Below are 20,464 nucleotides of genomic sequence, written 5' to 3' on the forward strand. Positions count from 1 at the left end.
ACCCGACCTCACCTGAGGGGGTAGGTCCTTCCGTGGTGAACAGCACAAAGCGCCGCCTCAACGACAGGCGCACCTACGTTCTCGACACCAGCGTCCTGCTGGCCGATCCCGGCGCCATGGCCCGCTTCGAGGAGCACGAGGTCGTGCTCCCGATCGTCGTGGTCACGGAGCTGGAGGCCAAGAGGCACCACCCGGAGCTCGGGTACTTCGCCCGGCAGGCGCTGCGCCTGCTGGACGACTTCCGGATCCGGTTCGGCCGCCTCGACGCCCCGCTCCCCGTCGGGGACTTCGGCGGGACCCTGCGTGTGGAGCTCAACCACTCGGATCCCGGCGTCCTCCCGGCCGGCTACCGCCTCGGTGACAACGACTCACGGATCCTGGCCGTCGCGCGCAACCTCCAGGCGGAGGGGTACGACGTCACCGTCGTGTCGAAGGACCTGCCGCTGCGCATCAAGGCGTCGTCCGTCGGTCTCCTCGCCGAGGAGTACCGGGCGGAGCTCGCCATCACGGACTCCGGCTGGACCGGAATGTCCGAGCTGTCCCTCTCCGCCGAGCAGGTCGACCTGCTGTACGCGGAGGAGAGGCTGTACGTCCCGGAGGCCGCCGAGCTCCCCGTGCACACCGGTCTGGTGCTCCAGTCCGAGCGCGGCAAGGCGCTCGGCAGGGTCACGTCCGAGGGGAACGTCCGTCTGGTCCGGGGCGACCGGGAGGCGTTCGGCATCCGTGGCCGCAGTGCCGAGCAGCGGATCGCGCTCGACCTGCTCCTCGACCCGGACGTGGGCATCGTGTCGATGGGCGGCCGGGCGGGCACCGGCAAGTCGGCGCTCGCGCTGTGCGCGGGGCTGGAGGCGGTCCTGGAGCGCCGGCAGCACCAGAAGGTGATGGTCTTCCGGCCGCTGTACGCGGTCGGCGGCCAGGAGCTCGGTTATCTCCCGGGCACCGAGGCCGAGAAGATGAGCCCGTGGGCGCAGGCGGTCTTCGACACGCTCTCGGCGGTGGCGGGGCGGGAGGTCATCGAGGAGGTGCTGAGCCGGGGCATGCTGGAGGTCCTTCCGCTCACCCACATCCGGGGCCGCTCGCTGCACGACGCGTTCGTGATCGTGGACGAGGCACAGTCCCTCGAACGCAACGTCCTGCTGACCGTGTTGTCCCGTATCGGGGCGAATTCCCGAGTCGTCCTGACCCATGATGTGGCGCAGCGCGACAACCTCCGGGTCGGCCGGTACGACGGAGTCGTCGCCGTCGTCGAGAAACTGAAGGGGCATCCGCTCTTCGCGCATGTCACCCTGACCCGCTCCGAGCGTTCGCAGATCGCCGCGCTCGTGACCGAAATGCTGGAGGACGGTCAGATTTAACGCCCCAAATCCGACATGGAATTGGCGCCGCCCGGCAAAGCGCGAGAGCTTAGCCGGGCGGCGTCGTGCTGGGCGAGCGAATGCGCAAAACTCCTGGGACCGCTGGGGTGTGAGCTTTCACACGCAACGAAGAATTGCCTTGCGGTGTGGCCTTCGGGCAGAGTCTTGCTTCCGTCAGGCCCCGCATACGGCACACCTGTCACCGCGTGACACAACTCAACAGTCGTTCGCCGTATGCCGCCCGCAGCACCACGCGGCTCTCCTGCAGAGGAGTTGCCCACCGGGCCCGTGTCCCCCGTGACCCAGCAGTGGGGGGACCAGCGTCAGGGGCAAGATTTTCGCCCGCGAGGTCACCTAAGCGGACGATGCTGGAAGGAAACCGTGTGAGCCGGATCTCGGTCCGGGGATTCGCGGTGGCTTCGGCCACTGCGGTCACCACCGTCGGCGCCGTCGTGGGTGTTGCCTCGGGCAACACCCAGTCCTCGAACGACAACTTCGAGGCGGCCGCCGCCAACACGACGCTCCTGGCCGACATCCCCGTCGGCGAGCAGGCCCAGGTACAGGTCTCGTCGCTGACGCAGCAGGCGGAGGCCCAGGCCGCCGCCGCCGACTCGGCCGCGCAGAAGTCCGCCGAGGAAGCCGCGCGCATCCAGGCCGCCAAGGACGCGGAGGCCAAGAAGGCCGCCGCCGACGCGGAGGCCGAGAAGGCGGCGAAGGCCGAGGAGGAACGCAAGGAGCGGGAAGCCGCCGAGCGCGCCAGCCGCGACGAGGTCCGCAGCGCCTCCAGCTTCGCCACGCAGTCGTCCTACACCGTCGCCGAGGTCCAGGCGATGGCCCGCCAGATGGTCCCGGGCGACCAGTTCCAGTGCTTCAGCAACATCGTGGACCACGAGTCCACCTGGAACTACCGCGCGCAGAACCCCTCGTCGGGCGCGTACGGCCTGGTCCAGGCGCTCCCGGGCTCCAAGATGGCGTCCGCCGGCGACGACTGGCAGACCAACCCGGCCACCCAGATCAAGTGGGGCCTGAACTACATGAACGAGCGCTACGGCAGCCCGTGCGGCGCGTGGAGCTTCTGGCAGGCGAACCACTGGTACTAGGCGACCAGCCGCCCGGCTCAACTTTCCGGAGCCCCTCACCGTCCTACGGTGAGGGGCTCCGTGCGTGTACCGTCGGGGCCGTAACTCCCGGGGGGAGTGGTGGGGGGAAGAGAGAAGATCATGTCGAAAGTGCCAGGGTGGCTCGGCAGACTGGGAGCCGGCCTGACCCGGATGGGGCAGCGGTTGGACGAGCGCCGAGCGGCGGGCGCGTCCGGTGAGGAGCCCGGCGAGGAGCCGGCGGCCGTACCGGACAGCGTGCCCGCGCCTCCTACGTACGCCCCCGCCGTCGCCGCACGGCCCGATCCCGTGGCCGCCATTCCCTGGGGAATGCGCGTCGCGGCCGAGGCGGGCTGGCGGCTGCTGGTACTCGCGGGCACCCTGTGGGTGCTGATGAAGGTCATCAGCGAGGTGCAGCTGGTGGTCCTCGCCTTCGTGGCCGCGCTGCTGATCACCGCCATCCTCCAGCCCACCGTGGCCCGGCTGAGGACGTGGGGCCTGCCGCGCGGGCTCGCCACCGCCGTCACCGCCATCACCGGCTTCGTCATCATGGGGCTGGTCGGCTGGTTCGTCGTCTGGCAGGTGATGGACAACCTGGGCGACATCTCCGACCGCGTCCGGGACGGCATCGACGAGCTCAAGGCCTGGCTGCTGGACAGCCCGTTCCACGTCACCGAGCAGCAGATCAACGACATCGCCAAGAACCTCAGCGACACGATCGGGACGAACACCGAGGAGATCACCACCGCCGGTCTGCAGGGCGTGACCGTCATGGTGGAGATCCTCACCGGCATGCTGCTGACGATGTTCTCGACGCTCTTCCTGCTGTACGACGGGAAGAAGGTGTGGACCTGGTGGCTGAAACTGGTCCCCGCCCAGGCCCGTCCCGGGGTCGCCGGTGCCGGTCCGCGGGCATGGCGCACCCTGACCGCCTATGTGCGCGGCACGGTGGTCGTCGCGTTGATCGACGCCATCTTCATCGGCCTCGGCATCTACTTCCTCGATGTGCCGCTGGCCGTGCCGCTGGGTGTCTTCATCTTCCTGTTCTCCTTCATCCCGCTGGTCGGCGCGGTCGTCTCGGGTGCGCTGGCGGTCATCGTCGCCCTCGTCACGCAGGGCGTGTTCACCGCGCTGATGGTGCTGCTGGTGGTGCTCGCGGTGCAGCAGATCGAAGGCCATGTGCTGCAGCCGTTCATCCTGGGGCGCGCGGTGCGGGTGCACCCGCTCGCGGTCGTCCTCGCGGTCGCGTCGGGCGGTCTGGTCGCGGGGATCGGCGGCGCCGTGGTGGCGGTACCGCTGGTCGCGGTCACCAACACGGTCGTCGGCTACCTCCGCGCGTACAGCCAGGAACAGGCGCTGCGCACCGCGCCGCCGCCGCACGGGGCGACGGCCCACGGGGCGGCGCCGACACTCCCGCCGGGAACCGGGCCCAAGGAGGGCGAGTGATATCCGAGCCGGAACTCGTGGGCGAGGACGGCCCGATACCGGCGCCACCGCGGCCGGAGCCCGACGTGGAGCCCGGGCCGGAGCGTGAGCGGCCGGCCCGGCGCCCCTGGTGGTGGGCGCTCGGCGGCGCGCTGGTGGCCTCGGCCCTCTGGGCGGGCGGGCTGTACGCGTACCAGGCGATGGGTCCGGACCTGGGCGGCTACCGCACGAGCGAGGACCTGTGCGGCAAGGCGAAGCTGGAGGCCCTGGGTACCGCCTTCGGTGAGCGGGAGGACAGCGAGCCGGACCCGGAGCACCATGACGTCCACGAGGCGCTGGACCAGACCCGCTGCTCGGTGTCGTTCGGCACCGGCGAGCCGTCGTTCGCCGTCGACATCGCGTACCAGCTGCACAAGAAGACCGACCCGGGACCCGAGTTCGAGCCCGTCACCACCGCCGACACCTGGGAGGACTGGGAGTGGAAGCCGGTGACCGGTCTGGGGGAGAGCGCCTTCTTCGCGCAGGACGACGCGGGCTACGCCTCGCTGACGGCGCTCGACGGGCAGGCCGTGCTGTCCCTCACCGTCAGCATGCAGATGGAGCTGGGCCCGGAGGAAGTGGTTCCGTCGGAACCGGACCACTCCGCGATGGACGGCGTCAAGAACCACATGATCAAGGACATGAAGGCGCTGATGGCCGAACTGCGGAAGTGAGACGGACAGCGGAAGGGGCCCACCGACACGGGTGTCGGTGGGCCCCTTCGTAGCCCCGCGGGCGGGCGACTACTCGGCGAGGACGGCCTCGGCGTCGAGCGTCGCGCCGACCGCCTGGATCACCGAGGCGATCTTGAACGCCTCCTGGATCGTCTCGCGGTCCACACCGGCCTTGCGCAGCACCTGCTCGTGCGAGTCGAGGCACATGCCGCAGCCGTTGATCGCGGAGACGGCGAGCGACCACAGCTCGAAGTCGACCTTCTCCACGCCCGGGTTGCCGATGACGTTCATCCGCAGACCGGCGCGCATCGTCCCGTACTCCGGGTCGGAGAGCAGGTGACGCGTGCGGTAGAAGACGTTGTTCATCGCCATGATGGCGGCGGCGGACTTGGCCGCCTGGTACGCCTCGGGCTTCAGGTTCGCCTTGGCCTCCGGCTCCAGCTCGCGCAGGACCTTGGGCGAGCGCGACGCGATCGCGCAGGCCAGGACCGTGCCCCACAGCTGCTGCTGGGGGAGCTCGCTGTTGCCGATGACCGAGCCGAGGTTCAGCTTCAGGTCCTTGGCGTAGTCCGGTATGGCGGACTTCAGTTCGTCGAGAGCCATGTCAGATCAGTCGCCTCGTCACTCGCCGGACAGGAGCTTGACCGGGTCGAGGGTGTCCTCGCCCTTGCTCCAGTTGCACGGGCACAGCTCGTCGGTCTGCAGGGCGTCCAGCACCCGCAGGACCTCCTTGGGGTTACGGCCGACGGAGCCGGCGGTCACCATGCAGAACTGGATCTCGTTGTTCGGGTCGACGATGAAGACGGCACGCTGCGCGAAGCCGTCCGCGCCCTCGACGCCGCAGTCGCGCATCAGCTCGTGCTTCGAGTCCGCGAGCATCGGGAAGGGCAGGTCACGCAGATCGGCGTGGTCCTTGCGCCAGGCGTGGTGCACGAACTCCGAGTCGCCGGAGACGCCGAGGATCTGGGCGTCACGGTCGGCGAACTCGTCGTTCAGCTTGCCGAAGGCGGCGATCTCGGTGGGGCAGACGAAGGTGAAGTCCTTCGGCCAGAAGAACACCACGCGCCACTTGCCCTCGTAGGACTTGTGGTCGATCTGCGCGAACTCCTTGCCGCTCTCGAGCGACACGCAGGCGGTCAGGTCGTACGTGGGGAACTGGTCACCGACAGTGAGCACACGCTCTCCTTCGAGCTGGGAATTCCCTTTTGAGGTCTTCCGTGGGGGTTGGACGAAGCCACAGCATGGCACGGCGTGCATTGATCAGTGAAATAGCTAGACTGGGTCGTGTTGATCGAAGGTGGTTATCAGTGGTGTCCGTATATAAGGGTAAGCAGCCCAGTCTGGCCCAGCTCCGGGCGTTCGTGGCCGTCGCCGAGCATCTGCACTTCCGGGACGCGGCCGCCGCGATCGGGATGAGCCAGCCCGCCCTCTCGGGCGCGGTTTCGGCACTCGAAGAGGCACTCGGTGTCCAGCTCCTGGAGCGTACGACACGGAAGGTGCTGCTTTCACCCGCCGGTGAACGGCTCGCGGTGCGGGCCAGGGCCGTGCTGGACGCGGTCGGCGAGCTGATGGAGGAGGCCGAGGCGGCACACGCGCCGTTCACGGGCGTGCTGCGGCTCGGCGTGATCCCCACCGTGGCGCCCTACCTGCTGCCGACCGTGCTGCGGCTCGTCCACGAGCGGTACCCCGAGCTCGACCTCCAGGTCCACGAGGAGCAGACCTCGTCCCTGCTGGAGGGGCTGGCCGCCGGACGGCTGGACCTGCTCCTCCTCGCCGTCCCGCTGGGCGTGCCGGGCGTCACCGAACTGCCGCTCTTCGACGAGGACTTCGTGCTGGTCACGCCCGAGGACCACTGGCTGGGCGGCCGCAGCGACATCCCGCGCGACGCGCTGCGCGAGCTGCGGCTGCTGCTCCTGGACGAGGGCCACTGCCTGCGCGACCAGGCGCTCGACATCTGCCGCGAGGCGGGGCGCGAGGACGGCGCCGCGGTCACCACCACCGCGGCCGGGCTGTCGACGCTGGTCCAGCTGGTCGCGGGCGGGCTCGGGGTGACCCTGCTGCCGCGCACCGCCGTCACGGTGGAGACCGGGCGCAACGACCGCCTCGTGACGGGCTGGTTCGCCGACCCCGCGCCCTCCCGGCGCATCGCGCTGGCCATGCGTACGGGCGCGGCCCGCCAGGCCGAGTTCGAGGAACTGGCCGACGCGCTGCGGGAGGCGATGGCGGCCCTCCCGGTGCGGGTCACCGGACCGGGAGGGTGAGCGCGTTCACTCCGTGCGCAGGCCGTCCGGGCGCATCAGACGCCACAAGGGCGGCAGACTGAGCAGGGTCACCGCCAGGACCAGGCCCGCGCCGACCCCGGCGACCGGCCAGAACGCCCACCAGTCGGCCACGCTCTTGCCGATCAACCGCAGCAGCAGCGCGCCCAGGCCCAGCCCGCCGGCGACCGCCAGGGCCATGCCCAGAGCGACCGGAACGGCGGTCTGCCACAGCACCGACCACGCCAGCGTCGAGCGGCGCGTACCGAAGGCGACCAGCGCCGAGAGCAACCGCTTGCGGTCACGCAACTGCTCCACCATGGACACGAGCAAGGACACGGCGACCAGGGCCATGGTGAGCGTCGCGGCGGCGAACACACCCCGCCGGACGCTGGTGAACCGCTCGTCCCGCTCCATGTTCCGGACGGTGTCCACCCGCATGAGCGGGCTCACCCGGGCGGCCGCGTTACGCGCGTGCTCCTCGGCGTCCCGCACGGCCGGGTCCAGGCGGGCCCAGGCGGTCAGAGCCGGGGCGTCGAGTGTCGCGGCGTCGATCGCCGAGGGCGTGGCGAGGACGCCGAACGCCGTCCAGCCCATGGGGTCCCGCCGTCCGTCCACCGTGCGGGCGCCGACGGGGATGCGCCACAGCAGCGGCGACCCCTCGTCACGCAGGTCGACCAGGGCGCCGGGGCGCGCCGTCTCGGCCAGGTAGGCGTCGTCCGGGCCGTCCCCGCCGTGGGCGCGCGCGATGAACACGTCACCGTCCCGGCACGAGGGCAGTCGGCCCAGTTCCCGCAGCGAAGGACAGTCGGCGACGGTGAGGGAGGTGGTCGGGGCGAAGGACTCGCCCGCCTGCGGCGGCCCCGGCCGCCGTACGGAGGCCTCCAGCACCGCGGCCACCCCGGTGACGCCCTTCGCCGCCGACAGCTCGCGGACCACCGTGCGCGCGGCGTCCGGCTGCCCGCCGTCGAGCCGCAGGCTGAGCTGGGCGCGCGCGGAGTCCATGTTCGTCGGCCGCATGAAGTCGCTCTGCATGGCCCCGAACAGCATCTGCAGCGCGATCGCCCCGGCCGCCGCCACGACGATGCCGCTGACCGTCCTGGCCGCCGTCCCGCTGCTCAACTGGAGCCTGCGCACGGCGAGCTGCCACGGCACCGGACCACCCCGGAGCCGCCGGACCACCGTCTCGATCAGCCACGGCAGCAGCGTCGTCACGCCGGTGAGCGCCAGCAGCGCCCCCGCCGCCACCGGCGCCACCTCCCACGTGGTCTCCGCCAGGGCGACCGGCCCCCCGACCGGCAGCAGCGCCAGGCCGGCGGCGACCAGCAGCAGCCGCCACCACACCCGTCGCGGCCGGGACGCCGTCCGCCGCGCCACCCCCAGCGGTTCGATCGCCACCGCGCGCAGCGCGGCGAGCGTCACCACCACGGCGCACAGCGGCACCACCACCGCCACCAGCGCGGCCAGCGCGGGAACGGGCACGACGTCCGCCGGGAAGGCGTTGACGTCCCACACGGTCACCCGGCCCGCGAACCGCCGTGCCAGGGCGAAAAGTCCCGTACCGACCAGCAGGCCCAGCAGCGCACCGGCCAGGGCCTCGCCGGCGGCGACGCGGCGCGTCATGGCGATGTCCGCGCCGACCAGCCGCAGCACGGCCAGCCGGCGGTCGCGCTGCTCGCCGCCGAAGCGGGCCGCGGTGGCGACGAAGACGAGGACCGGCAGCAGCAGCACCACGCACGCCACCACGATCAGCAGCAGCAGGAAGGCGCTGGAGGGCCGGCCGACGCCGATGTTGTGGCCGAAGCCCGCGGCGCGGCCGTCGGCGGACGCGTCGGTGAGGGCCGCCCCGTGGGCGTAGTAGACCAGCTCCGTGGGACCCACCAGGCCCGCGTCGCCGATGCGGCCGGCGACCTCGTACGGCAGCCGCTCCTTCAGCAGTGCGCCCTCGGGTGAGGCGAGCAGCAGGCCCAGGGCCGGTGAGACGACCATCCGGCCCGGCCCCGGTATCGCGGCCACCCCGGGCGGGGCCGGGGCGTGCGCGCCGTCGGGACGCAGCAGCAGTCCGCGCACGGGCCGGTCGTGGAAGTGCGTGGACGTGGCCGCGTACAGGAAGGAGCGGTCGGAACGGGGTGCCTCGGACTCGCTGGACGTCAGGTCGCGCGCCTGGTGCCGGGTGTCCCGCCCGTCGAGGATGCTCGGTACGGACGCGGCGACGAGGAGCAGCGCCACGCCGAGGCCGACGCCCATGGCGGTGAGGGCGGTGCGGGCCCAGCCGGGCCGGCCGCCGGTGACGGCGAACCGGGCACCGAGGAACAGGTCGCGGATCACGGGGCGCCCGTCAGGTCGCGTATCCGTCCGTCCCGTACGACGACCTCGCGGTCCGAGTACGCGGCGACGCGGGCCTCGTGGGTGACGAGGACGACCGCGGCGCCGGTGTCCCGGGCGGCGTCGGCGAGCAGCCCCATCACGCGCTCGCCGTTGAGCGAGTCGAGGGCGCCGGTCGGCTCGTCGGCGAAGACCACGCGCGGTGCGGTGACGAGCGCGCGGGCGACCGCCACGCGCTGGGCCTGGCCGCCGGAGAGCTCGCCGGGGCGCTGGTCCCCGACGTCGGCGGCCTCCAGGCGCTCCAGCCACTCCCGGGCCCTGCCTTCGGCCGGCTTGCGGCGCTCGCCGCTCAGGCGGAGCGGCAGGGCGACGTTCTCGGTACAGGTCAGTTCGGGGACGAGCTGCCCGAACTGGAACACGAACCCGAAGTCGCCCCGGCGCAGCGCGCTGCGTCCCGCGTCGGACATGGTGGTCAGGTCACGGCCGTCGTAGGCGATGGTTCCGGTGTCCGGCCGGACGATGCCGGCCAGGCAGTGCAGCAGGGTCGACTTGCCGGAGCCGGAGGGGCCCATGACGGCGACGACCTCACCGGGGCGGACGGCGAAGTCGACGTCGACGAGGGCCGGGGTCCGCCCGTACGCCTTGCCGATGCCCCGGGCCTTCAGGAGCACGGTCACCGCGCGACGACCTCCGCGAGCTGCCCGAGGCGGGCGGCGGTCAGCTCCAGCCAGCGGAGGTCGGCCTCCAGGTGGAACAGGGCGTGGTCGCAGATGAGCTGGTCGGCGAGGTCGCCGTCCTTCTTGCGCCGGGTCAGCTCCCGCATCAGACGCAGGTGTTCGGCGCGTTGCGCGTCGAGGAGCTCGGCGGCGCTGCGGCCGGTGAGCAGGGCGAGGACGACCTTGGTGTAGAGCGTCGACTGGAGGTACGGCTCGGGCTTCTCGGCGTGCGTGAGCCACCGCTCGACGTCGGTGACGCCCGCTTCGGTGATCGCGTACCGCTTCCGCTCGGGGCCCTCGCCCGGTTCGATGCCTTCGACCTCGACGAGCCCGTTCTTCAGCAGGCGGGACATCGTGGAGTAGACCTGCCCGTAGTGCAGGGGCCGGTCGTGGCCGAACTTCTCGTCGAACGCCCGCTTCAGGTCGTAACCGTGCCGGGGTCCGGACTCCAGGAGGCCGAGGAGGGTGTGACCGATGGACATGGGCCGACTGTACAGCGTGCGTATACACGCGATGTATAGCCGACGCGGTGCCCCGGTCCCTCCCCGGCGCTCCGGGCGCCCCCGCCCGGGTCAGTCGGGGGGCGGCGGTGTCTTCGGAGGGCGACCGCGGCGGGGGAGGGGGGCGGGGGCGGAGGGCAGGCGGCCCGCGTCGGCGAGGGCCTTGCGCAGCAGGAACTCGATCTGGGAGTTGGCGCTGCGCAGCTCGTCCGCCGCCCAGCGCGCCAGCGCCTCGTACACCCCCGGGTCGAGACGCAGCAGCACCTGCTTGCGCTGGCGGCGGTCCGGCGGAGGCGTCACTGGTACAGCGTGCCCGTGTTCAGGACCGGCTGGGCCGCGCGGTCGCCGCACAGCACCACCATCAGGTTGGAGACCATCGCCGCCTTCCGCTCCGGGTCGAGCTCCACGATGTCACGCTCCTCCAGTCGGTCCAGCGCTGCCTCGACCATGCCGACCGCGCCGTCCACGATCTGCCGGCGGGCCGCGACGACCGCGCCCGCCTGCTGGCGCTGGAGCATCGCGGAGGCGATCTCCGGAGCGTACGCGAGGTGCGTGAACCGGGACTCGATGATGCGGACGCCGGCCGCCTCCACGCGCGCGTGGAGCTCGGCGGCCAGCTTCTCGGTGATCTCCTCGGCGTTGCCGCGCAGCGACAGCCCCTCCTCGTCGTGTGCGTCGTACGGGTACTCGATCGCGATGTGCCGTACGGCCGCCTCCGTCTGCGTGGAGACGAACTCGAGGAAGTCGTCGACCTCGAACATCGCCTGCGCGGTGTCCTCGACCTTCCACACGACCACGGCGGCGAGCTCGATCGGGTTGCCGTAGGCGTCGTTGACCTTCAGGACGGCCGTCTCGTGGTTGCGCACCCGTGTGGAGATCTTCGCCCGTGACGTGAACGGGTTGACCCACCGCAGTCCGTCGGTCCTGATCGTCCCCCGGTAGCGGCCGAAGAGCTGCACCACCCGCGCCTCGCCGGGCGCCACCATGTTCAGCCCGCACATGGCGAGGAAGGAGGCGATCCCCACCAGCACACCGGCCAGGATCAGCGCCACCTTCACGCCGGTGGAGCCGGTGGCGGCGCCCGCCACCACCAGGCAGACGCCGGCCGCCAGCCCGGCCAGGCCGAGCAGCAGTGCCAGCCCTCCGCCGATGCTGTTCGCCGCGAACTCCCGCACGCGCGGCTCGGGCATCTCGGGCAGGTCCTCCGCCAGGGCGGAGCGGTCGCTCGTGGTCATGTCGTCCCCGTCTCGTCGTCCGGCTGGTCTAGCAAAGTGATATCACTTTAACGCAGCGAGCAACCCTCCGCGCCTCTGAGGAGTCGGTTCCCCTGAGACGGGTGCTCATTGTCACGTCCGGAAAAGACCGGATCCGTTGAGCTTTGTCAGTACCCGTGGTGTTAGTTTGCTGAGCTGATTTCCGTACGGACGTACAGAGCAGAGCGGAGCGACGGAGCGATGGGTCGAGCGGAAGCGCGACGGGCGCGGGAACGCGGGGCGCGCGGGGCGAAGACCGAAGGCGGGGGCATACGCCGCTTCTTCACCTGGAAGAGACTGCTGGGCACCTTCTTCGGGTTCTGCCTGCTCGCGATGGGCGCGTTCTACGTGGTCTACCTGCTCGTCCCGATCCCCACCGCCAACATCCAGGCGACGATGCAGAGCAACGTCTACAAGTACAGCAACGGCAAGATCCTCGCCCGCACCGGCGAGATCAACCGCGAGATCGTCGGCCTGGACAAGATCCCGGACGACGTGGAGAAGGCGTTCGTCGCCGCGGAGAACAAGAGCTTCTACGAGGACTCCGGCGTCGACTTCATGGGCACCGCCCGCGGTGTGCTCAACACCCTCAGCGGCAAGGGCAAGCAGGGTGGTTCGACCATCACCCAGCAGTACGTCAAGAACTACTACCTGGACCAGGACCAGACGGTCAGCCGCAAGCTCAAGGAGCTGGTGATCTCCCTCAAGGTCGACCAGCGCATGAAGAAGCCGGAGATCCTCGCCGGCTACATGAACACCAGCTACTACGGCCGCGGCGCGTACGGCATTCAGGCCGCCGCCCAGGCCTACTACGGCGTGGACGCCGAGAAGCTGACCGTGGCCCAGGGCGCCTACCTCGCCGCCCTGCTCCAGGCCCCCAGCCAGTACGACTGGACCGCCGCCAGCCCCACCAGCCGCAAACTGGTGAAGGAGCGCTGGAACTACGTACTGAACAACATGGTCGAGGAGGGCTGGCTGGACCGGTCCACGCGCGCCGGGCAGACGTTCCCGGTGCCGCAGGCGCCCAAGGCCGCGCCCGGCATGGAGGGGCAGACCGGCTACCTCGTCGCCGCCGCCAAGCAGGAGCTGATCAGCCAGAGCATCAGCGAGGAGGACATCGACGCGGGCGGCTGGACCATCACCCTCAACATCGACGAGAAGCGGCAGAAGAAGCTCGTCAAGGCGGTCGACAGGCAGCTGGAGGAGCACCTCGACCGCAAGGACAACAAGGTCGACGCGACCGTCCAGGCCGGCGCCACCTCCGTCGACCCGAAGACGGGCAAGGTCGTGGCCCTGTACGGCGGCGTCGGCGCCACCGAGCACTGGATGTCCAACGCCACCCGCCGCGACTACCAGCCCGCCTCGACCTTCAAGCCCCTCGTCTTCGCCTCCGCCCTGGAGAACGGCGCCGAAACGCAGAACGGCGACGAGATCGGGCTCAACACGGTCTACGACGGCACCAGCCGCCGTCCCGTCGAGGGCAGTGACACCCCCTTCGCCCCGCAGAACGAGGACGACCGCAGCTACGGCCCCGTCACCGTCCAGGAGGCGATGAACAAGTCCATCAACTCCGTCTTCGCCCAGATGATCGTGGACGCCGACCCGGCCGAGGTGAAGAAGACGGCGCTCGCCCTCGGTATGAAGGACGACGAGAGCTTCGTCGAGCAGCCCGCGATGTCGCTGGGCACCATGGGCGCCTCGACCTGGGACATGGCCGGGGTGTACGCCACCCTCGACAACCACGGCAAGAAGGTCACCCCGACGATCGTGAAGTCAGCCGAGCACAAGGACCGCGTCTTCGAGCGCCAGGTCCCCCCGATCGGCGACCAGGTCATCAGCCGGGAGAGCGCCGACACCGTCACCGCGGGCCTCACCGGCGTCGTGAAGAACGGCTCCGGCCACGAGGCGAACACCTCCGCGTACGAGGCGGCCGGCAAGACGGGCACGTCCGAGAACAACAAGTCGGCCTGGTTCGCCGGCTACACACCCGAACTGACCACGGTCGTCGCCCTCTTCGGCGAGGACGCCGACAAGGGCAGGCAGGTCACCCTGACCGGCACCGCCAACTCCGGTCGCGCCAACGGTGGTGGCTTCCCGGCCCGCATCTGGGCCGACTACACGCTGGGCGCCCTCGGCGGCGGCTCCGACGCCCGGTTCGACCTGGACGTCACCGAGACCGCCCCGCCCGCCCCGACCGCGACCCAGTCGCCCACCGAGGAACCGACCGAGTCGGAGTCGCCGACCGAGGAGCCGACCGAGACCGAGTCGCCCACCGAGGAGCCGACCCCGACGCGTACGCCCTCCACCCCGACCCGTACGCCGTCGATCCCGACCCCGACCGAGACGCCGACCGACGACCCGACCGACGACACCAGCGGTGGTGCCGACGGCGGAGGCGACGGCGGCGACCCGACCGGCGACCCGGGCGACGGCGACTCCGCCGGCTCCGGCGACCTGAAGCCGCCCAAGCCGTGACGCAGGCGGTGTCATGACGGTGGCCGGGCCCCTCGCCGAGGGGCCCGGCCACCGTCATGTTCCGCCGGGGTGTCTCAGATCCGCGTCGGCAGCTCGAACCAGACCACCTTGCCGGTCGACAGCCGTGTCGCACCCCACCGCCGGGCCAGCCGGTTCACCAGGAACAGGCCGCGCCCGCCCTCGTCGGTGTCGCGGGCCCGGCGCTGGCGCGGGAGCTGCGGAGAGTCGTCACCGACCTCGCAGCGCAGCACGTCCGTCCGCAGCAGCCGCAGCGTCACCGGTCGTTCCGCGTACCGCACCGCGTTGGTGACCACCTCGCTGACCAGCAGCTCGACGCTGTCCGACAGGTCCTCCAGGTCCCAGCGGGCCAGTGCCCGCCGAGCCAGGCGCCGCGCCCGGCCGGGAGCCTGCTCCTCCGGCTCCAGGAACCAGTAGGCGACATCGCTCGGAGCGATCCCGTCGAACCGGGCGGCGAGCAGCGCGATGTCGTCGTCCCGGTCGCCCGGGCCGAGCATGTCCAGCACGTCGTCGCAGAGCGCCTCCAGCGGCGGCGAATGGTCGGGTCCGGTCAACTGGGCGGTCGCAGCGAGCCGTTCGCGAAGCTGCTCTATCCCCGTCCACACGTCGCGCAACCGCGACTCGACGAGCCCGTCGGTGTACAGGAGCAGGGTCGCCCCGGCGGGGGCGTCCAGCTCGACGGCCTCGAAGTCCACGCCGCCCACGCCGATGGGCGCGCCCGGCGGGACGCGCAGCACCTCGGCCCGGCCGCCGAGGTGGAGCAGTATCGGCGGCGGGTGACCGGCGTTGGCGATGGTGATGCGGTGCGCGACCGGGTCGTACACCGCGTAGAGGCAGGTCGCCATGCGGTTCTCGCCGAGCCGCTGGGCCTGCTCGTCGAGGTGGTGCAGCACTTCCTGCGGCGGCAGGTCGAGCCCGGCGAGGGTCTGCGCGGTGGTGCGGAGCTGGCCCATGATGGCGGCGGACGTCATGGAGTGGCCCATCACGTCGCCCACGACGAGGGCGACCCGGCTGCCGGGCAGCGGGATCGCGTCGTACCAGTCGCCGCCGACGCGTGCCGTCTCGGCCGCCGGGAGGTAGCGGGAGGCCAGCTTCACCCCGGTCGGCTGCGGGAGGTTCTCCGGCAGCATGGTGCGCTGCAGCTCGTCGGCGATGTAGGCCTCACGCCCGTACAGCACCGCCTTGTCGATGCCGAGCGCCGTGTGCGTGGCCAGCTGCGCGGCCACCAGCAGGTCGTTCGGCTCGAACGGCGGCCGGTCGGGGCGGCGGAGGAACACGGCCGCGCCGATGACCCGGCGCCGGCCGCGCAGCGGTGCCAGGATCGCCCGGTGCCCGGACGGTACGGAGCGTCCGTCGCCGAGCAGTTCGGGCAGGGCGGCGCGGGCGGCCGCCGAGTCGCCGAAGACCGGGCGTACGCCTCGGAGGACTTCGGCGAGGGCGCCGCCGGTCTGGACCTCGCACAGTTCGGCCGCCGGGCCGAGGTCGAGGTCGGTGTCCGGGTCGGCCGCCGACAGGCCGAGGTCGGCCTCGTCCTCGGTTAAACGCAGCCGGTCGGTACGGCGCAGGCGGAGGACGAACGGGTCGACGGGCCGCTCGTCGCCGACCGGGAGCGGGTCGCGCAGGTAGACGAGGATCGCGTCGGAGAACGTCGGTACGGTGGCCCGGCACAGGCCCAGCACGATCTCGTCCAGGTCGATGCCCCGGGCGATCCGGCGGGTCGCGGCGCCCACGAAGCGCAGCCGGTCGCCCTCGCGCCGTGCGGCCGCCACCGGCTCGTGGCCCGGAGCGGCGGCGGCCTGGACGGGCAGCCCGTCCACCGGCCCGGCCGCCCCGGCGGGCCCACCGCCCTGTCCGGCCCCGGTTCCGGGTGCGGCCCCGGCTCCTGGACCCTGCCCTTCCGGCCCGGCCCCGCGCGGGGAGGCCCCGGCGCCGTGCCCCGACGCCCCGCCCATGTGCCCCGACGCCCCGCGTACCGGCCCGCCGACGTGCGCCGACGCCCCGGTCGCGCGCCCGGACGCCCCGCGGCCCGGTCCGCCCGGTGCGGCTGGTCCGCCCGCCCCGCCCGGGCCGGCCTGTGCGGCGGCCGCGGGGGAGGGGGAAGGGGCCGGGGCGGCACCCGCGCGGGGCGCGGACGCGGGCGCGGCCGCGGGCGGCGCGGCGGGGGACGGGGGCGTCTCCTGCCGCGGCCGGGTGCGTTCCTGCGGCCGGGCAGCCAGGGGCTGTCGGCCTTCGTGGGAGGTGGGATGCTCCGTCACGCGTGGGATTCCGTCCGTCCGGGCCGGTAGTGCGATGCGATCGCTCTGTCAGGCGCTATACCCGCTCTGAGGGCGGCGTCGACAAGGGGAGACGGATCCGGGCACGGATCAGGCACGGTCCACCCCCTCATGGATGACTTACGGTCAGTTCCTGGTCTCTGCTCAGTCGTTACTGCTCCGCCAATGTGCGGAGGACGATCCTACGTTTGCACCCCAGGGGCGCATCAAGGGTCTCACGGAGCCGTGTGCGCCGGGGTGCGATCCCAGTCCGCGGGCAATTCCGGAACCGCCCAGTCCGGGTTTGGCCGCCAGTTCTCCCAGCCGTCCGCGAAAGGCGCGCCCCAGGCCCGGATCACCTCGACCGCGGCCCGCCCGGCATCCCGTACCCGCCGGGCCTGTGCCGGGCCCATCAGGCCGCTGCGCTGCGCCTGGGCGAACTCGTCCTCGTCGCGCCACAGCCAACTGCGATCGGGGTACACCGAGATGTCCAGGAAGTGGTCCTCGGAGTCCACGCCGTCCGCCCATCGGGTGCGGGGCTCCTCCAGGTTGACGTACCAGCTCCGGAACCGCCAGCCGCGATCCCAGAACAGCCACACCGACCAGGGCTCGCCCGGCCGGGCCAGCTTCAGCACGCCCGTACCCTCCCACCGGGTGCGCACGGTGGTGCGCGGGGCGGTGTAGCGGGTGGCGAGCGGCTCCTCGTGGACGGGGGAGCCGTCGGCGAGCACGGGCTTGACGCACTCGGTGCCCGGCGCCATCCACACGGCGAGCAGATCGTCGGTGTCCTGGACGACGGTCACGGGCCGGCAGATGTGGATGTGACCGCCGCCGTTGTCGCGGTAGCGCCACAGGATCCTCGCACCCGGCGCCCAGCGCGCGCCGCCGGAGCGCGCTCCTCTCCCTGTGGTCGTCTCGGCTGTCATGCGCAGATCTTAGAGGGGTACCGTCGGCCCCGCCGCGACGCAGATCACGGACGGCGGGGCCGGTGGAGTACGAAGTGCCAGGTCAGGGGCGGGTCATCCGCAGTACGTCGAGGGCCTCGTCGAGTTGCCGGAGCGTCAGGTCGCCCCGCTCCACGTAGCCCGATTCGATGACGACCTCGCGGATGGTCTTGCGCTCGGCGAGGGACCTCTTGGCGACCTTGGCGGCTTCCTCGTAGCCGATGTACTTGTTCAGCGGGGTCACCACGGAGGGCGACGACTCGGCGTACTCGCGCGCCCGCTCGACGTTGGCGGTGATGCCGTCGACCGTGCGGTCCGCCAGCAGCCGGGCGGCGTTCGCGAGCAGCCGGACGGACTCCAGCAGGTTCTTGGCCATGACCGGGAGCATCACGTTCAGCTCGAAGTTGCCGGCGGCGCCGGCCGCCGCGACCGTGGCGTCGTTCCCGGTCACCTGGGCGGCGACCATCAGGACGGCCTCCGGGATGACGGGGTTGACCTTGCCCGGCATGATCGACGAGCCGGGCTGGAGGTCGGGGAGGTTGATCTCGGCCAGGCCCGTGCGGGGCCCGGACGCCATCCAGCGCAGGTCGTTGGAGATCTTGGTCAGGGAGACCGCGATCGTACGGAGCTGTCCGGACGTCTCCACGAGCCCGTCGCGCGCGCCCTGTGCCTCGAAGTGGTCGCGGGCCTCGGTCAGCGGCAGCCCGGTCGTGCGGGCGACCTCGGCGATGACGGCGGCGGAGAAGCCGGGCGGGGTGTTGATGCCGGTGCCGACCGCCGTGCCGCCCAGCGGCAGCTCGGCCAGGCGCGGCAGCGAGGCGCGCAGCCGTTCGACCCCGTACCGGATCTGCGCGGCGTAGCCGCCGAACTCCTGGCCGAGAGTCACCGGTGTGGCGTCCATCAGATGCGTACGCCCGGACTTGACCACGTCCGCGAATTCGGCTGATTTCCGCCCCAGTGAGGCGGCCAGGTGCTCCAGGGCCGGGATCAGGTCCTGGGTGACGGCCGCGGTGGCGGCGATGTGGATGGAGGAGGGGAAGACGTCGTTGGACGACTGGGACGCGTTGACATGGTCGTTGGGGTGGACTGCGTCGGGGCGGCCGAGGCGCTCGCCGGCGAGGGTGGCGAGGACCTCGTTGGTGTTCATGTTGGACGACGTGCCGGAGCCGGTCTGGAAGACGTCGACGGGGAAGTGCTCGTCCCAGCGGCCGTCGGCGACCTCCGCGGCGGCCTCCTGAATGGCGCGGGCGATGTCCTCGTCCAGGACGCCGAGCTCCGCGTTGACCTTCGCCGCGGCGGCCTTGATGCGGGCCAGGGCCTCGATGTGGGCCCGTTCCAGGCGCTGTCCGGAGACGGGGAAGTTCTCCACCGCCCGCTGGGTCTGCGCCCGCCACTTGGCGTGGGCGGGGACGCGCACCTCACCCATGGAGTCGTGCTCGATCCGGTAGTCCGGCTCGTCCGTCATGGTCGTCAACCTCCTGCTGCGTCTTCCGGGGCGACCCCGAACCCCCCGAAAAAGGTGAGCACTTGTCTTGTTCCGCGTATTCCCAAGCTCCGTACCGGCCAGTAAAAACCGTGGGTAACCCCACTTCCAGGAGGCGCAATGACGCGCACCAGAACCCGAGCCCGGTTCGGACTCCGATGTACGGTCGCCGCCACGGCCGCGCTCGCGGCCGCCCTCGGCGGGACGACCGTCCAGGCCGCCGCGGCGGACGCTCCTCGTACCACCGCATCCGTACCACTGTCCCCCGAACTGGAGGCCATCCGCGCCGCCGAGGCCACCAAGCTGTACGGCAGTCCCGCCGAACGGCCTCTCGCCGACCGGAAGACCGGCCTCGTCTCGCTGGGCGACAGCGAGATATCGGGCGAGGGCATCGGCACCTACGAGCCGCCGACCAACGGCCCCGACAACTGGTGCCACCGCTCTCCCCAGGCCGCCATCCACCGCACCGGCATCCCCGCCGACGTCACCTACAACGTCTCGTGCTCCGGCGCCGCCACCCCGAACATCCGCATCGGCGGCAGCAAGCAGTACGCCGACGAGCTCGTCCAGAGCGACAATCTCGCCATCAAGGCCCGGAACACCCGCGTCAAGATGGTGCTGCTGGTGGCCGGCGCCAACGACGACCTCCAGTTCGGCCCCGTGATGACCGACTGCGTCACCCGCTACCTCACCCTCCAGGGCCCGTGCGAGCCCAAGTACGCACCCGGCTGGCAGGCCCGCGTCGACGCCCTCGTGCCCAAGGTCGAGCAGACCGTCCGCGACCTGCGCGGAGTGATGCGCGACGCCGGGTACGCCGACGGCGACTACAAACTCGTCGTCATGGGCTACCCGAGCCCCATCGGCCCCGACTTCCACGACAACCCGAACTTCCCCGGCAAACTCGCCTGCGGCGGCCTCGGGTACGACTCCGACACCGTCTGGGGCCGCAACACCGCCGTACCCGCCTTCGAACGCGGCATGCGGCGCGCGGCGGCGAACGCCGGGGCGGTGTACCTGGACAACTCACGGCTCTTCCACGGGCACGAGGTCTGCATGGAGGACACCTGGGCGCGCGGCCTCTACATCGACCTCTCCAAGCCCGGCACGCCGGACGAGAACTCCGTCCGCCAGTCCTTCCACCCCAACGCGGCGGGCCACGCCGCCTTCGCCTCCTGCCTCACCCAGCTCTACACCGCGGGTGTACGGGAGGGGAGTTGCGCCGACCCCGCGTCGACGGGCAGGCCCGTGCTGGTGCCGGGAGCCTGGGACGACAAGTTCACCCCGCTGCGGGGCGAGGCCACGGGCACCTGCGTGGACGTCACCGGGGCCGTCACCCGCAACGGCACGGCCGTCGGCGGCTGGGACTGCCACGCGGGACGGAACCAGGCCTGGTGGCACGACCCGGCACGCGGGTCCATCCACACGGCGCTGACCCATGACCGGTGCCTGGACGTACCGGGCGCCGCCTACCAGGCGGGCAAGGCCCTGGTGCTGTGGAACTGCTCGGGCGTGGCCAACCAGCGCTTCGTCCGCGAGGGCGCGACGCTGCGCCCGGCCGCGGCGCCGTCCTTGTGCCTCACCCTCGGCGCGGCGAAGGACCCGCTGCGGCTCCAGCCGTGCGACGGCACGGCGAGGCAGCGGTTCGCCTAG

Annotated in this window: 17 protein-coding genes; 7 read left to right on the top strand and 10 right to left on the bottom strand. The window is 71.7% G+C overall.

What is annotated here, in order from left to right; translation table 11 throughout:
• Positions 1-32 precede the first annotated feature (32 nt).
• From ACZ6C1_RS00065 to ACZ6C1_RS00080, 4 genes are all read left to right on the top strand, one after another.
• A complete protein-coding gene (locus ACZ6C1_RS00065) occupies positions 33-1,355 on the top strand; it encodes a PhoH family protein (RefSeq protein ID WP_469236328.1) in 1,323 nt (440 codons plus the stop codon).
• A gap of 383 nt (positions 1,356-1,738) precedes the next feature.
• Positions 1,739-2,455 (top strand): aggregation-promoting factor C-terminal-like domain-containing protein, encoded by a 717-nt coding sequence (locus ACZ6C1_RS00070; protein WP_469236329.1) that lies wholly within the window; start codon positions 1,739-1,741, stop codon positions 2,453-2,455.
• A 120-nt stretch (positions 2,456-2,575) separates the two neighbouring features.
• Entirely contained in the window at positions 2,576-3,898 is a 1,323-nt protein-coding gene (locus ACZ6C1_RS00075; protein WP_469236330.1) for an AI-2E family transporter, read from the top strand.
• On the top strand, positions 3,895-4,590 hold the full coding sequence (locus tag ACZ6C1_RS00080; protein ID WP_469236331.1) for a hypothetical protein: 696 nt from the start codon (positions 3,895-3,897) through the stop codon (positions 4,588-4,590). The genes ACZ6C1_RS00075 and ACZ6C1_RS00080 overlap by 4 nt, the downstream gene beginning before the upstream one ends.
• Before the next feature lie 69 nt (positions 4,591-4,659).
• On the opposite strand, the gene ACZ6C1_RS00085 is transcribed toward ACZ6C1_RS00080, so the two are convergent.
• On the bottom strand, positions 4,660-5,193 hold the full coding sequence (locus ACZ6C1_RS00085) for an alkyl hydroperoxide reductase (RefSeq protein WP_469236332.1): 534 nt from the start codon (positions 5,191-5,193) through the stop codon (positions 4,660-4,662).
• 18 nt (positions 5,194-5,211) lie between these two features.
• Positions 5,212-5,766 carry a peroxiredoxin gene (locus tag ACZ6C1_RS00090; protein WP_469236333.1) on the bottom strand — a complete coding sequence of 185 codons (555 nt, stop codon included), beginning with the start codon at positions 5,764-5,766 and terminating at the stop codon, positions 5,212-5,214.
• 131 nt (positions 5,767-5,897) lie between these two features.
• On the opposite strand from ACZ6C1_RS00090, the gene ACZ6C1_RS00095 reads away from it, so the two are divergent.
• Complete coding sequence (locus ACZ6C1_RS00095; RefSeq protein WP_469236334.1) at positions 5,898-6,851, top strand: LysR substrate-binding domain-containing protein; 954 nt, start codon at positions 5,898-5,900, stop codon at positions 6,849-6,851.
• 6 nt (positions 6,852-6,857) lie between these two features.
• Here ACZ6C1_RS00095 and ACZ6C1_RS00100 read toward each other — a convergent pair whose 3' ends face one another.
• The 5 genes from ACZ6C1_RS00100 to ACZ6C1_RS00120 form a co-directional block, all read right to left on the bottom strand.
• The gene (locus ACZ6C1_RS00100) at positions 6,858-9,176 is read right to left on the bottom strand and encodes an ABC transporter permease (protein WP_469236335.1); all 2,319 of its coding nucleotides are present in this window, start codon (positions 9,174-9,176) and stop codon (positions 6,858-6,860) included.
• On the bottom strand, positions 9,173-9,850 hold the full coding sequence (locus ACZ6C1_RS00105) for an ABC transporter ATP-binding protein (RefSeq protein ID WP_469236336.1): 678 nt from the start codon (positions 9,848-9,850) through the stop codon (positions 9,173-9,175). Before ACZ6C1_RS00105 ends, ACZ6C1_RS00100 begins: the two co-directional genes overlap by 4 nt.
• Positions 9,847-10,371, bottom strand: a complete 525-nt coding sequence (locus ACZ6C1_RS00110) for a PadR family transcriptional regulator (protein ID WP_469236337.1) — start codon at positions 10,369-10,371, stop codon at positions 9,847-9,849. Before ACZ6C1_RS00110 ends, ACZ6C1_RS00105 begins: the two co-directional genes overlap by 4 nt.
• A 90-nt stretch (positions 10,372-10,461) precedes the next feature.
• Positions 10,462-10,689, bottom strand: a complete 228-nt coding sequence (locus ACZ6C1_RS00115; RefSeq protein ID WP_469236338.1) for a type II toxin-antitoxin system antitoxin — start codon at positions 10,687-10,689, stop codon at positions 10,462-10,464.
• A complete protein-coding gene (locus tag ACZ6C1_RS00120; protein ID WP_469236339.1) occupies positions 10,686-11,624 on the bottom strand; it encodes an SPFH domain-containing protein in 939 nt (312 codons plus the stop codon). Before ACZ6C1_RS00120 ends, ACZ6C1_RS00115 begins: the two co-directional genes overlap by 4 nt.
• A 219-nt stretch (positions 11,625-11,843) precedes the next feature.
• Here ACZ6C1_RS00120 and ACZ6C1_RS00125 point away from each other — a divergent pair, with 219 nt between their 5' ends.
• Entirely contained in the window at positions 11,844-14,117 is a 2,274-nt protein-coding gene (locus ACZ6C1_RS00125) for a transglycosylase domain-containing protein (RefSeq protein WP_469236340.1), read from the top strand.
• A 74-nt stretch (positions 14,118-14,191) separates the two neighbouring features.
• Here ACZ6C1_RS00125 and ACZ6C1_RS00130 read toward each other — a convergent pair whose 3' ends face one another.
• The 3 genes from ACZ6C1_RS00130 to ACZ6C1_RS00140 all read right to left on the bottom strand — a co-directional run bounded on the left by ACZ6C1_RS00130 (position 14,192) and on the right by ACZ6C1_RS00140 (position 18,796).
• The gene (locus ACZ6C1_RS00130; RefSeq protein ID WP_469236341.1) at positions 14,192-16,390 is read right to left on the bottom strand and encodes a SpoIIE family protein phosphatase; all 2,199 of its coding nucleotides are present in this window, start codon (positions 16,388-16,390) and stop codon (positions 14,192-14,194) included.
• Between the two features lie 233 nt (positions 16,391-16,623).
• The gene (fomD, locus tag ACZ6C1_RS00135) at positions 16,624-17,313 is read right to left on the bottom strand and encodes a cytidylyl-2-hydroxypropylphosphonate hydrolase (RefSeq protein WP_469236342.1); all 690 of its coding nucleotides are present in this window, start codon (positions 17,311-17,313) and stop codon (positions 16,624-16,626) included.
• 82 nt (positions 17,314-17,395) lie between these two features.
• Positions 17,396-18,796 carry a class II fumarate hydratase gene (locus ACZ6C1_RS00140; RefSeq protein ID WP_469236343.1) on the bottom strand — a complete coding sequence of 467 codons (1,401 nt, stop codon included), beginning with the start codon at positions 18,794-18,796 and terminating at the stop codon, positions 17,396-17,398.
• A 138-nt stretch (positions 18,797-18,934) separates the two neighbouring features.
• Here ACZ6C1_RS00140 and ACZ6C1_RS00145 point away from each other — a divergent pair, with 138 nt between their 5' ends.
• On the top strand, positions 18,935-20,464 hold the full coding sequence (locus tag ACZ6C1_RS00145) for a ricin-type beta-trefoil lectin domain protein (RefSeq protein ID WP_469236344.1): 1,530 nt from the start codon (positions 18,935-18,937) through the stop codon (positions 20,462-20,464).

Source organism: Streptomyces sp. NPDC041796 (assembly GCF_055590785.1).

Bases quoted from the DNA above. Each gene is read 5' to 3' on its own strand.
- ACZ6C1_RS00110 (WP_469236337.1), bottom strand. From the start codon at position 10,371: ATGTCCATCGGTCACACCCTCCTCGGCCTCCTGGAGTCCGGACCCCGG.
- fomD (WP_469236342.1), bottom strand. From the start codon at position 17,313: ATGACAGCCGAGACGACCACAGGGAGAGGAGCGCGCTCCGGCGGCGCG.
- ACZ6C1_RS00125 (WP_469236340.1), top strand. From the start codon at position 11,844: ATGGGTCGAGCGGAAGCGCGACGGGCGCGGGAACGCGGGGCGCGCGGG.
- ACZ6C1_RS00145 (WP_469236344.1), top strand. From the start codon at position 18,935: ATGACGCGCACCAGAACCCGAGCCCGGTTCGGACTCCGATGTACGGTC.
- ACZ6C1_RS00140 (WP_469236343.1), bottom strand. From the start codon at position 18,796: ATGACGGACGAGCCGGACTACCGGATCGAGCACGACTCCATGGGTGAG.
- ACZ6C1_RS00120 (WP_469236339.1), bottom strand. From the start codon at position 11,624: ATGACCACGAGCGACCGCTCCGCCCTGGCGGAGGACCTGCCCGAGATG.
- ACZ6C1_RS00075 (WP_469236330.1), top strand. From the start codon at position 2,576: ATGTCGAAAGTGCCAGGGTGGCTCGGCAGACTGGGAGCCGGCCTGACC.
- ACZ6C1_RS00085 (WP_469236332.1), bottom strand. From the start codon at position 5,193: ATGGCTCTCGACGAACTGAAGTCCGCCATACCGGACTACGCCAAGGAC.